Raw genomic sequence first — 12,227 nt, 5'->3', positions numbered from 1 at the left:
AGTCCCATGGTTTTACAATGCTTTCTATAGAGAGGAACAAAAAAATTTCGCCTTTTTTATTAATTTTTAGTAGAATAAGGTGTTGTAAAAAAAATCAAAGGAGCCATTATTATGAAGAAAACAGTTGTTTTTAGTTATATTTTTTTACTAAGTCTGGTTTTTGCCGGCTGTGCCAAACCATCGATGGATGCGGGAAACTCCTCCAGTGAATCTTCGTCAGTCCAACAAAACGCCGAAGAGCGCACTGCCCAAATCAGCTTCAATAATAAAAGTGAAGAGCAAGACCAGGAGATCGAAACCAAAACGGTCACTTTTAAAGAAGGGGTTTCTTTGATGACTATCATGAAAGAGAACTTTGACTTGGAAGAAAATCAAGGGATGATCACCAGCATTGACGGTTTAGCGCAAGATGAAAAAGCTGGCTATTATTGGACATATACGATCAATGATGAAATGATTACAACTGGGGCAGATGATACCTTTTTAGGAAACAACGATAAAGTGGTTTTCACCTATGAAAAATTCGAATAAACCACTTGCATTTGCTGGAAAAGAAATTGCTTATTTAGGGCTGCTTGTGGCAGCGGCCGTCGTCGGCAGGTCACTTTTTCAACCCTTACCCAATGTTCAACCAATGACGGTGATCTTTTTATTAGTAACCATCCATTTAGGTCTTAGTCGTGGATTGATCGTTTGTCTGCTCTCGATGCTGATTACCAATTTTTACATGGGAATGGGAATATGGACGATTGCTCAATTAGTTAGCTATGCAATCATTATTTTGGGGATGTATCTGTTGTCAAAAAGCAAGCTGTTTATGAAACGGTTGCTTTTACAAGTCAGCTACAGTGTATTTGCAGGGTTTGCTTATGGCTTTGTGATATCTTGGATCAGTGTCAAACTTTATGGGTTTCCTAGCTTTTGGGCTTATTATTTTCAAGGATTGAGCTTTGATGCCCTCCACGCAATAGGCAATGGCATTTTTTATCTGTTACTAGCACCGATTTTTCTGCGGCTTTTCCAACACTACTATCCAAAGAACAACAGCGAAGGGCACTAAGCGCTTCGCTTTTTTTGTTGAGTTAGCTAGTGTCGGGCAAAACGTCCATGACTAGAGGAAAAGTCTTTGACGATCAAATGAGGTGAAAGGGGTTATGTGAGGAAACAAGCAGGCATATTGTTGTGCAAAAGCGGTTTCTGCAGGTATCCTTAAGGTATCTAAGGAAGGATGTGGCTTTTGATGAAATGGATCGTGAAAAAAGATGATTTAGAAAGCTACCGTGCGAAGTTCCATGGAAAACTGGCTGGTTATGCCGAGGAAGCCAAAATGATTGCCCTGCCAACACCAAAGTATTTTATCGTGGTGGTTGACGAAGAAAAAATCCACTTGATTCAGTTAGATCTGCAATTTCATGAAAAAGGGATGCAGACAATTATGATCCACGAGATCACAAAATTACAACTAGGCGGTGTGGTAAATAAAAAAGTCCAGATTCAGACACCTTCGACCACTGTCAAACTAATGATCAAACCGTTGGCGATCGGTATCAAAGAGGAGCAAAAAGCCTTGATTGATCGGTTTACCAGAATGTCGCGATAAACATCGGAGGAACATGCGGGAAAAATCAGCTGGATTTTTTCAAAAAAAAAGCAAGGGCAGTTGCCTGCACTTGCTTTTCGTGAGTCCTGTTATTCTGGTGTACCGACGATTTTAATAAACTCATCGATATTCTTGATTTTCATATGCTTGATCACTAACTGTTCCCGCTTGTTCCATTTTCCTTCGACTTCTAATTGGTATTTATTTAAAGGAAGGCGTAAGACATAACTGGCTAAGTAGCGATCCTTAATAATGCAATTCACGATTTTGTGGTCTTCTAAAAGTTGGATACCTGTTAGCATCATTGGCGTTTCTTGAAAAACACGGCTATTGACTAACAATCCAGTGTGGGTTTCGTTCATGGGATCTTCCTTTCTGATAAACCTGGGATAAATCATCTTTCTGTCTGTTATGTTACCTGATTTGCATCAGAAAGGCAATTCCTATAAAAAATCCTCGTTATTATGTGTCACGTAAAAAGAAAGGAGGCAAAAGGAGTGGTTGGGTATAACCGTTTCTCAAAAGAGTTTCAAAAGGCTTCGAAAGAACTCCGTGAAGGGAAGAAGTCCAAAAATGCCAATAAAGGGCTGCGAACACGACAAAAAATCGCTGCTGAAAAAGAACAAAAAGCACAAAATGCTTTTTCGACTGGTTTTTTGATCGGTTCCTTCAGAGAAATATTCCGCAAGAAATAAGCAAGTTCCGCTGCCAAAGCGGGACTTGCTTTTTGTTTAGAATAAATAATTGAAGAAGACACCGTTGAGAAAGGAAAAGCTCAGATAAAATAGAAAAAGTGTCACGATGTCCAGGGGTAGGCCTTTCAGAATTGGCGGAATTGCGGCAATTTGATTTCGTGTATGAACCCCTGACAAAGCACAGGAAAAGAGAAAATACATGCCTACAGCAACAAATAAATTGGTTAAATAATCGGTATAGGGAAATTGGGTCACAGTGGCGATCGTCAGCAAAATGACACTGACTAGGGTCGTCTTTTTTAGATCATTCGTCAAGAAACGTTTTTTTGCTGGAACGATCAGTAAGCATAAACTGGCAGTAATCAAGGCGATGATGGCAGCACTTACCAAATTGGTGACCACTTGATTGCCATAGACAAAGCGATTTTGAAGCAAAAGATAAAAACTTAAACCGCTCAACAAGTATGCGACTGCAATGACCCCTGACAGGAAAACCACCCGTGTCGTCACGTTCGGTTTTTTTTCTTTGACGGTCGGCGCCAAATTTTGACAGGCGTAATTTGTGAGTAGAATGACTAGGAAGACCACTAGTCGATTGGCGATCATCATATGAGAACGCTCCTTTCTTGCGTTTTAGCTCATGATTTTAAGGTTGAACGGGGTCTTTTTTCCTTCCCCTAAAATGCGAAGGCGTAAGAAGCGATCGATGAGTGGAGTAAAACAATTCATGATCAAGATGGCATAGCTCATGCCTTCGTTTGTGAAACCAAAGAAACGGAAGAGGACAACGAGAAGCCCCACGCCTAAGGCAAAAAGATTTTCTCCTGCTTTTGTTCCTGGAGTCGAAGAATAATCAGTCGCCATATAGATCGCACCCAACATGGCACCACCGCTGATGATATGCCCAATCACCGTTTGCCAACTGCCAGTAAAAAGTCCTTCTGGACCAAGGATAAAAGCAAAGAGCCCGATCGTTGCAAAAATAATCAGTGGGATACGAGGGGAGATGATTTTCTTGTAAACCAGAAAAATTCCACCCAGTAGTAAAAGCAAGGCACTGGTTTCACCGATTCGTCCCCCAGTAAATCCTAAAAAAGCATCTAACAGATCAGAACCGCTTAAGGTGTCCCCGGCCTTCATGACAGCTAACGGCGTAGCACCGGAAACGACATCGTTCGCCGTAGCTTGCGAAACCACATCAGGAGCAATGCTGCCAAAAGGTGGATCTGGCCAACTGATCAAAAACATCTGGTTATAAAACAAGCCAATCAACAAGGCGCGACCGCCAAGGGCTGGATTTAAAAAGTTATAGCCGATACCCCCAAAAAATTCTTTGACGATGATCACGGCAAACGCCACCCCGATCACTGGGAAATACCAAGGTGCGGTCGGTGGAAGATTCATCGTTAAAAGCAATGCCGTCACAACGATGCTTAGATCGAAACGAAATGGCCGTTTGATGAGGTAGGACCAAATTCCGTCGGCGGCAAACGCCGTGGCTAACGCAATGAAAAACAACCCATATACCTTGAGCCCGAAAAGGTAGCCCGAGAATAAAACTGCTGGTAGTAAGGCTAGTACTACACAGCCCATGATTTTGACTGTTTCGTCATTGCTGCGAATATGGGGGCTTGGGGGTGTTTCTTGGTTTTTTCGTTGCTGAAAGAGGCGCTCGCTATCGGAATCCTTGTAGTAATCAGGCACTTTCCTTCGCCTCCTTCTGCAGCTGTGCAACCTTGCCTTTTGCGGCAGTGATGTTGGCAGCTAAGGAACGTTTGGCTGGACAGACAAAGGTGCAAGCACCACAATTGATACACGCTTCTGCCAGCAATTCTTCACATTTTTGATAATCGCCTGCTCGATAGAATTGATCGATCTCCATCGGCATCAGGCGCATCGGACAAGCTTCGACACATTTATTGCAGCGAATGCAGGGGTTTTCGGCATATAGCCAATCGGTTTCTTCATTAAAAACAACGATCCCGTTGCTGCCTTTGGTGACCGGAACCTTTAATGTTTTGACGGATTTCCCCATCATGGGGCCGCCAAGAATCAGCTTGCTGGGCGCACCTTGAAAGCCGCCAGCAAAATCGATCAACTCTCCTGCGAGTGTTCCTAAAGGATTTTTGACGATGCGTGGATGTTGAACATCACCAGTCACGGTTGTATAGCGTTCAATCAGCGGTTTGTCATAACAGACCGCTTCAGCGATGGCAAAGCTGGTGGCAACATTGATCAATACGATCCCAATATCGGCAGTCAAGCCGCCTAAAGGTACCTTCTGATCGGTCAATAACTCTACTAACTGCTTTTCACCACCGGTTGGATAAACAGTTGGGACAGTAACGACTTCTATCGTGTCATCCTCTGCACTTGCGGCTTGCATCGCTGAAATGGCTAGCGGTTTATCATCCTCGATGCCAATGATAATTTTTGGATCAGCTAACAATTTTTGTGCAATTTTTGCCCCTTGGATGATTTTTTGGGCTTCTTTTTGCATTAAGAAGGCATCACTGCGCAAAAAGGGCTCACATTCAGATCCGTTTAAGATCAAGGTATGGATTTTTTTATTTTCATCAATACTGAATTTGACATGGGTGGGAAACGTTGCACCGCCTTTGCCGGCGATACCGCCTTGACGGATTTTTTTGAGGATCGTTTCGTTAGCAGCAGATTGCCAGTTGAATGGGGTGGACAAAAAATCATTATCGAAGGCATAATCGTTTTCAATGATGATGGTTTTTCCTTCTTCATTGTTTTGATTTGGCCAATCGACAATATCGACGATTTTGCCCGAAACAGATGCATGGACTTTCGCAGATACAAAGGCATCTGCTTCAGCGATCACTTGTCCTTGCTTGACGTACTCACCAACGGAAACCGTCGGTTCGACAGGGGCACCAATATGTTGTGCCAAAGGGATAAAGACCATCGTGGGTGAAAAGGTAAGGATTTCATCTTGTTCGATCATTAATTTTTCTTTTAACATTTGTAACGGGGGACTTAGTGAAATTCCACCAGTAAATGTTCTCATAGCCAACACTCCTTTTTTCTCCTAACTTTATTCTAGCATGCCATCCGCATTCTCAAAACCATAAACGCTTACATTTCACAAGAAAAACTTATTTCGGTTGACATATGATTGTTTGTTCATATATAATCAGGGTATAAACATGATTGATCGTTCATATGTTCGATGGAATAGAGGAGGTTTTGATGATGGCTGAACATACTTGTCAACACGAGCACACAAAAACAAAGGGACATACGCATACCCATGATCATGGGACGTTTCCTCGTAAGGTTTACTTCGCGGGGGTAATCTTCTTTATAGTGGCGCTGTTTATTTCGAATCAATGGGTAAAAGACGGGGTTTATTTTGCTGCAGTTTTATTAGCGGGCTACCACATTTCGTGGGAAGGGATCGAGGATACCGTAAAAAGCACAAGAATCAATCGGCGCTTTACGCCAAATGTACATCTATTGATGTTATTAGCAGCGATAGGGTCAATGATCATAGGCAATTTTAATGAGGCAGCCTTACTGATTTTGATTTTTGCTGGTGCTCACTTTTTAGAAGAATACGCGGAAGGGCAAAGCCGACGAGAAATCACCAATCTTCTCAAATTGAATCCAACGGAAGCACGTTTGATGGGCCCAGATGGGAAAGCCAAAAAAATTGCTGCTTCAGAGATAAAAAAAGGGGATATTTTACAAGTTTTGCCTGGTGATCAGTTAGCAACAGATGGGGTGATTCTTTCTGGCACGAGTGCCATCAACGAAGCTTCCATCAATGGCGAGAGTATACCGCGAGAAAAAACAGCGGGAGACGAAGTTTATGGCAGTACCATCAATGGCAATGGAACATTTTTGATGGAAGTCACAAAAGACAGCTCGGAAACGGTCTTTGCCAAAATTCTTTCAGTCGTTGAAGCGGCACAGTCGAATCAGTCACCAACAGAAACACGAATCAAAAAAATCGAACCAATCTATGTAACCATTGTTTTCATTGCAGTCCCTTTGTTCATCTTAACAGCACCGTTTCTACTTGGTTGGGATTGGTATACCAGTTTTTATCGCGGGATCGTGATGATGATTGCAGCGTCTCCTTGTGCGTTAGCGGCAAGTGCGGTACCTGCTAGTTTATCTGCGATTTCAAATCTAGCAAAAAAAGGGATTCTTTTTAAAGGCAGCAACTACTTAACGAATTTTGCTCAGATCAAAGCGGTGGCATTTGACAAAACGGGCACGTTGACCGTCGGAAAACCAACGGTCACGGATGTCATTTTCGCAGAAGCCATCGATCAAGCAGAGGCCGCTTCCATCATCGTTTCGCTGGAAAAACAAGCCAATCATCCATTGGCAGATGCGATCGTTACTTATTTTGAGAAGAACAATAAAGGGCAGCAAAACGAACAGCTGACGGTTACGAATGAGATTGGTTCCGGTTTAGTAGCCGTCTCAGGAACAAAAACCTATCGATTAGGAAAAAGAACCGAAAACTCCCAGTTAACAGGTTCGTTGGAGCAACAGTACCGTCACCTGGAAGCGCAAGGAAAAACGATGGTCATTTTTTCCATCAATGAAGAGGTTGTCGCAATCATCGCTTTAATGGATGAGCCGAACGAACAGGCAGCTTCTGTGATTCGTTATTTAAAAAATGAAGGGATCCATACCGTTATGATCACCGGAGATAGTGCGTCTGCTGGGGAAGCCATCGGAAAGCGGCTAAACGTTGATCAAGTGGCGGCTAATGTGTTACCTGAGAACAAAGCGGAAGCGGTTCGAGCACTCCAAGAAGCCTACGGACAAACCGCCATGGTGGGGGATGGCATCAATGATGCGCCCGCACTTGTTCAGGCAGACATCGGTTTTGCGATGGGGGAAGGGTCAGATGTTGCTATCGAAGTGGGGGACGCCGTGATCATGAAAAATGATCTTTCACGCTTCGCGTATGCCTATCGCTTAGCGAAGAAAATGGATCGAATCATTTGGCAAAATATTTTCTTCTCCATGTTTATCGTCGCATTACTAGTCGGGTTGAATCTATTTGGAAAAATGAATATTGGACTGGGGGTATTTGCCCATGAAGGAAGTACGTTGATTGTATTGTTTAACGGGTTGCGCCTTTTGCGCAAACTGCCAGATGCATAAAAAAAAGCGGCTATCGAAGGATAGCTGCTTTTTTAATGACTGAATTGTGTCGAAGTTGGAAAATCAAAGGCATCGATTTTTTGCAATCGATTTTCGATCCTTCTTAAAATCCCTTCAGAGGAATCCAACGGTTTGATTGCATGATAAGCAGTCAGTAACAGGTCTTTTTCTTTAGCGGGACGGTTTTCGATGCGGTAGATATTTGCTAATCGTTCCACGTATTCATAATGACTATAGTCTGTTTTGTTGATCAAGAAATGCAAAAGATCTTTTGCTTTTGCGTAGTCTTCTTGAAGATAGAAACTGATTGCTTCACGATACAATTTGATATCAAGTTCTTCGATCTGGTCAGGGGTTGCTTTAAGCGCACGCCACTCATTGATCGAGATTTTTCGTACGACTTTGCCAGTTGCATCGGTCAAAAAAATTACCGGTACATCGTTCGGATGTTTTGCTGCTTGCTTGATTTTCTTCATGTCGCACCTCCCGCGTGTCAATGGACTGACTGTTTGATATCTCCTATTTTAAAAGGAATAGCGGGAAAAGTCTACATGTAGATGTTAGATTCGTAGGAAATTTTAAAACATTCTCATTTATTAGGCTCTTTTTCGTTGAAAATGGTTGACCGCATCGGAGGCACCCATGAAAATCAAGATCCCACCAAAAATTTGGAAGAATAACAACCAAGTGGCGAAGGGATTCAATACTAGGATGATCCCTGCAGCAATGATCAATAGACTGATGATCAAGCTAGTGATATAAGGTAAACCAATGCGTTTTTGGTTAAAGCTTGCCATCAATCGGGTGCAACCGCTGATGGTGATTATGATTCCTAAGAAAAATGGCACGATGGCAAGTAATCCTTTGGCAAAAACTAAAATCGCAGCTGCCGCAATCAACAGTAAGATACCAGAGACGGATTGCACATTGCGATAGCCCTTTTGTTTTTCTTTGTAGCTCGTATACAAGCTAATGATCCCTAAACATGCAATATACCCGGCAACAAGATAAACGATCGTGTTGAAGACAGATCGTGGTGCAATCAAGATGATGAAGCCAAAGACGATATATACGACGGCACGAAGTAAATCATAGCGTTGTAATTTATCAAAAAATGCATTCATGATAATTCCTCCTTTTTTTCCTATTGTACCGAATTCTTGTTAAAATAGATATCAAAAAACCTACGAAATAGGCTAAGCCTTTTGTATCAGATGGTTTTTTGGTAAAATAAGGAAAAGAAAACAGAACGGAGAGTATTATGAGTGGGTTAACGCTAGTGATGTGTGCCTTTACGATCGTTTTATACCTTTATTTATTCGTGGTACGGAAAGACATTCAATTTCTTGCTGTGGAGCGCAAACTAAGCAAGGTCGCCATTACGATTTTTTCAGTAATGATTATCCTATCTATGGTGATGATGGAAGAGGCACTTGATAATCGGGTGCGAGGGATCGTTTCGGGTTTGGTCTTTTTGAGCTTTGTTTTAGATAGCCGCGGCTTAGCACTTGATCGAATCATTGTCCATCCAATGAGTATCAAAGGGGTACTATACCAAGAGATCGATCGAGTCGTTTTATTTCAAGAAAAGGAAGGGCAGCCCATCAAGATGAACTATTTTCGAAGAGGGATGAGAGGCCCATTGATGAAATTCAAGCAGCCATTAGCAGAATTGGTTGTTTTCTTGTCAGAACACTTGAATGAAGGGACACCGATCGATATTTTAGTCGATCATGATCAAGGAACAAAGGACTAAAAGACCCTCGATTACTGCCAGTTTAAGGCGTAATCAAGGGTCTTTTTTTAGGTTGAAAATTGATTAATGGAACACGCGGAAGCGCTCATCGTCACTTAGAAATTCTTTTTCGTTCGGTTCGCTTTCTTTTGAACCAAAGACTAGTTGCGCCCGTAGTTGCCAATTTTCAGGAATTGACCATTCAGCTGCAACAGCATCATCGATGACAGGGTTGTAATGCTGTAAGTTGGCACCTAATCCAGCTTCTTCTAAAGCGGTCCAAGCGTTCGCTTGAGCGATCCCATTCGATTGTTCTGCCCAAACGGGAAAGTTCTCTGCATATAGAGCAAATTGCTCTTGCAAATTTTTCACGGTATCCGTGTGAATAAAGAATAGAACGGTTCCGTAACCCGCTTTAAAACCAGCAAGTTTTTGTTTTGTCGTTTCAAACGCTTCGGGTGGTGTCAATGGTTCTATCGCAGCCTCTGTTAATGTCCACAATTTTTCGTGGGCTTCGCCAAATAAAATCACGGCTCTTGGTGATTGTGCGTTAAACGCAGTTGGACTATTTTTCACTGCTTCTTTCACAATGTCTTCGATTTCAGTGTCGGAAAGAGCCACATTTTTACCTAGCCCATAGATTGAGCGGCGCTGTTTGATTGTATCAAGAAATTTTGTCATCGTATTCCCACCTTTTCTATTGTCATAGAGTGAAGTATACATTCTTACTTAATGTTAGTAAAAGAAAATGCTTGGGACGTCAAAAAGTCAGGCAAACGCACCTGACTTTTTCTTATTGGGCATCGATAGCAATGAATTTAACGGTCACGTATTCTTCAGGGCCATATTTGCCGTTTTCACGACCAAAACCGGAATGCTTGACGCCGCCGAAGGGAGCCGCCGGATTTGAGATCGCAATGTCATTGACCCCAACCATCCCATATTGGAGGTTTTGGGCTACATTCGAGATCGTTTGCAAATTCGTTGAAAAGAAGTAGGAAGCTAGTCCAAATTCCGTATCATTTGCCGCAGCGATGACTGCTTGTCGATCCGTAAATGAGATCAATGGAATCACAGGTCCAAAGGTTTCTTCATAGTAGATAGCCATCTCAGAAGTAATCCCATCGATGACCGTTGGTGCGAAGAAGTTGCCTTTTTCGTATTCACCTTCAGTAAGCTTCTTACCACCGAGTAAAACTTTAGCTCCTTTATTTACCGCATCTTCCAACTGCTCGATGACTTTTTCAACGCCTGCTTGGTTGATCAAAGGACCAACAGTAGGGTTTTCCAGACCATTGCCGACCGTTACGGTTTCCATTTTCGCTAGTAATGTTTTGGTAAAGGCGTCTTTGACGGACTCTTCGACAAAAATTCGATTGGGGGATGTACAGACCTGACCGTTGTTGCGGAATTTTGCTGCAATTAATTTTTCAGCAGCTAAATCTAAATCAGCATCAGCAAAAACAAGAAACGGGGCATGACCACCTAACTCCAATGAAACTTTTTTCAGAGTTGGTGCTGCTTGTTCATATAATTTCATCCCAACTTTCGTGGAGCCGGTAAAGGTGATTTTTTTGACTTGTTCATTTTCGGTCAATTCTTTCCCAATCTCAGAAGAATCACCTAAGACGATATTGACGACCCCGTCTGGAAGTCCTGCTTGTTGAAAAAGCTCGCCTAAAGCTAATGCGGATAGTGGGGTTTCTTTTGATGGTTTCATAACAAGGGTACAGCCAACGGCCATAGCAGGTGCAATTTTTCTTGCAATCATGTTAGAAGGAAAGTTCCAAGGTGTGATCGCGCCAACAACCCCGATCGCTTCTTTGCGTACCAGCCAATGATTGTGTTCAGGGGCTGGAATCACTTCGCCATAGACCCGTTGCGCTTCAGCTGCATTCCAACGGAAATTGTCAACGTTGGATTGGATTTCTGCCTCCGCTTCTTTTAATGGTTTTCCTTGTTCCATACTCATGATTTTTGCTAAACGATCGCTTTCTTCCTCCATCAAATCAGCAATGACGTTCATCAAATCGGCACGTTCTCGAGGGGAGCGTTTTGACCATTCGGGAAAAGCAATCGCTGCGGCATCGATTGCTTGCTTGGTTTCCTCGATCCCTCCTTGACTGACTTTTACGAGTTCTTCATTAGTGGCAGGATTGGTAACCGAAACCGACTCTTTTGTTCCTTCAAGCCATTTTCCGTTAATCAATAACTTTGTTGGTACTTGTGGTAACTGTTGGTTCATCTTGGCACTTCCTTTCAATAATGGGTTCTTATTTAACCCTAGCACGGATCAGAAAGGATGACAATTCATATGCAAGTCTCTTGATTCTCCAAATTTTTGTAAAGAACCAAAGGGGAAATGTCCTGCTCCTATCATTTTATGGTAGAATAGAAAAATAAGAATGTTTGTTCGATTCTTGGAAAATATAGTAAAATATTCAAGGAGTGAGGGACGCGTGCAACAAGTAAAAGAGCTTTTAAAAACAGTAGGATTTGTCGTGATCTTCACTTTATTCCTCTTGTTATTAAGACAGTATGTCTTTACTCCTGTGATCGTAAAAGGAGATTCGATGGACCCCACATTACATGATGGTGAGCGGGTGATTGCTTTGAAAAATACCGAGATCGAACGTTTCGATATCATAACGTTTGAAGCACCGGATGAAGCAGGCAAAAACTATATCAAACGCGTGATCGGTTTACCTGGCGATCAGGTTTCCTATCAAAACGATACCCTTTATATCAATGGACAAGCATATGATGAACCCTACTTGGATGAATTCAAAGCAGCTGTCACAGATGGCTTTCCATTGACCAGTGATTTTGATATGGGGTTATTTGGTGTTGAAGTCATTCCTGAAGGTCAAATTTTAGTGTTAGGGGATAACCGCCGAATTTCCAAGGATAGTCGTCAATTAGGTCTGATCGATGAAGCAACGATTTTGGGTGATGTAAAATTTGTATTCTGGCCAATTGCCGATTTTGGTATGCTAGGCAAAGAGTGAAATTCTGCGACCGTTTTTTTGTTTTTAAGGAGATT

General features: G+C 42.3%; 15 protein-coding genes. 7 read left to right on the top strand and 8 right to left on the bottom strand.

Going from position 1 to position 12,227, the window contains the following annotated elements:
• Positions 1–111: 111 nt before the first annotated feature.
• From IGI96_RS16965 to IGI96_RS16955, 3 genes are all read left to right on the top strand, one after another.
• A complete protein-coding gene (locus IGI96_RS16965; RefSeq protein WP_005226209.1) occupies positions 112–531 on the top strand; it encodes a DUF4430 domain-containing protein in 420 nt (139 codons plus the stop codon).
• Positions 515–1,060, top strand: a complete 546-nt coding sequence (locus IGI96_RS16960; protein WP_015509784.1) for a metal ABC transporter permease — start codon at positions 515–517, stop codon at positions 1,058–1,060. The genes IGI96_RS16965 and IGI96_RS16960 overlap by 17 nt, the downstream gene beginning before the upstream one ends.
• A gap of 168 nt (positions 1,061–1,228) precedes the next feature.
• On the top strand, positions 1,229–1,600 hold the full coding sequence (locus IGI96_RS16955) for a hypothetical protein (protein WP_005226207.1): 372 nt from the start codon (positions 1,229–1,231) through the stop codon (positions 1,598–1,600).
• Between the two features lie 89 nt (positions 1,601–1,689).
• On the opposite strand, the gene IGI96_RS16950 is transcribed toward IGI96_RS16955, so the two are convergent.
• Positions 1,690–1,962 carry a hypothetical protein gene (locus tag IGI96_RS16950; protein ID WP_005226206.1) on the bottom strand — a complete coding sequence of 91 codons (273 nt, stop codon included), beginning with the start codon at positions 1,960–1,962 and terminating at the stop codon, positions 1,690–1,692.
• A gap of 135 nt (positions 1,963–2,097) precedes the next feature.
• On the opposite strand from IGI96_RS16950, the gene IGI96_RS16945 reads away from it, so the two are divergent.
• Positions 2,098–2,295, top strand: a complete 198-nt coding sequence (locus IGI96_RS16945; RefSeq protein ID WP_015509783.1) for a hypothetical protein — start codon at positions 2,098–2,100, stop codon at positions 2,293–2,295.
• Positions 2,296–2,331: 36 nt separating this feature from the next.
• Here the strand turns inward: IGI96_RS16945 and IGI96_RS16940 are convergent, their stop codons facing one another.
• From IGI96_RS16940 to rsxC, 3 genes are read right to left on the bottom strand one after another with little or no spacing between them, the layout of a single operon-like run.
• Positions 2,332–2,904 carry a hypothetical protein gene (locus IGI96_RS16940; protein WP_270288316.1) on the bottom strand — a complete coding sequence of 191 codons (573 nt, stop codon included), beginning with the start codon at positions 2,902–2,904 and terminating at the stop codon, positions 2,332–2,334.
• A 24-nt stretch (positions 2,905–2,928) separates the two neighbouring features.
• The gene (locus IGI96_RS16935; protein WP_015509781.1) at positions 2,929–3,999 is read right to left on the bottom strand and encodes an RnfABCDGE type electron transport complex subunit D; all 1,071 of its coding nucleotides are present in this window, start codon (positions 3,997–3,999) and stop codon (positions 2,929–2,931) included.
• Positions 3,992–5,329 (bottom strand): electron transport complex subunit RsxC, encoded by a 1,338-nt coding sequence (gene rsxC, locus IGI96_RS16930; protein ID WP_270288314.1) that lies wholly within the window; start codon positions 5,327–5,329, stop codon positions 3,992–3,994. Before rsxC ends, IGI96_RS16935 begins: the two co-directional genes overlap by 8 nt.
• 185 nt (positions 5,330–5,514) lie before the next feature.
• Here rsxC and IGI96_RS16925 point away from each other — a divergent pair, with 185 nt between their 5' ends.
• Entirely contained in the window at positions 5,515–7,449 is a 1,935-nt protein-coding gene (locus tag IGI96_RS16925; RefSeq protein ID WP_375838827.1) for a heavy metal translocating P-type ATPase, read from the top strand.
• Positions 7,450–7,481: 32 nt separating this feature from the next.
• Here IGI96_RS16925 and IGI96_RS16920 read toward each other — a convergent pair whose 3' ends face one another.
• Positions 7,482–7,925, bottom strand: coding sequence for a hypothetical protein (locus IGI96_RS16920; protein WP_016609260.1), 444 nt, complete (start codon positions 7,923–7,925; stop codon positions 7,482–7,484).
• Positions 7,926–8,045: 120 nt separating this feature from the next.
• Positions 8,046–8,573, bottom strand: a complete 528-nt coding sequence (locus tag IGI96_RS16915) for an HdeD family acid-resistance protein (protein WP_438785389.1) — start codon at positions 8,571–8,573, stop codon at positions 8,046–8,048.
• 137 nt (positions 8,574–8,710) lie between these two features.
• Here IGI96_RS16915 and IGI96_RS16910 point away from each other — a divergent pair, with 137 nt between their 5' ends.
• The gene (locus IGI96_RS16910) at positions 8,711–9,205 is read left to right on the top strand and encodes a hypothetical protein (RefSeq protein WP_005226198.1); all 495 of its coding nucleotides are present in this window, start codon (positions 8,711–8,713) and stop codon (positions 9,203–9,205) included.
• Between the two features lie 63 nt (positions 9,206–9,268).
• On the opposite strand, the gene IGI96_RS16905 is transcribed toward IGI96_RS16910, so the two are convergent.
• Both IGI96_RS16905 and IGI96_RS16900 read right to left on the bottom strand, forming a co-directional pair.
• Complete coding sequence (locus IGI96_RS16905) at positions 9,269–9,865, bottom strand: nitroreductase family protein (RefSeq protein ID WP_438785388.1); 597 nt, start codon at positions 9,863–9,865, stop codon at positions 9,269–9,271.
• Positions 9,866–9,977: 112 nt separating this feature from the next.
• Positions 9,978–11,429 carry an NAD-dependent succinate-semialdehyde dehydrogenase gene (locus tag IGI96_RS16900; protein ID WP_015509777.1) on the bottom strand — a complete coding sequence of 484 codons (1,452 nt, stop codon included), beginning with the start codon at positions 11,427–11,429 and terminating at the stop codon, positions 9,978–9,980.
• Between the two features lie 214 nt (positions 11,430–11,643).
• Here IGI96_RS16900 and lepB point away from each other — a divergent pair, with 214 nt between their 5' ends.
• On the top strand, positions 11,644–12,192 hold the full coding sequence (gene lepB, locus IGI96_RS16895; protein ID WP_005226195.1) for a signal peptidase I: 549 nt from the start codon (positions 11,644–11,646) through the stop codon (positions 12,190–12,192).
• Positions 12,193–12,227: the final 35 nt, after the last annotated feature.

The organism is Enterococcus sp. DIV0421 (genome assembly GCF_051713745.1).
Classification (GTDB): Bacteria; Bacillota; Bacilli; order Lactobacillales; family Enterococcaceae; genus Enterococcus_D; species Enterococcus_D casseliflavus.
This window is presented reverse-complemented; position numbering and strand designations above follow the sequence as displayed.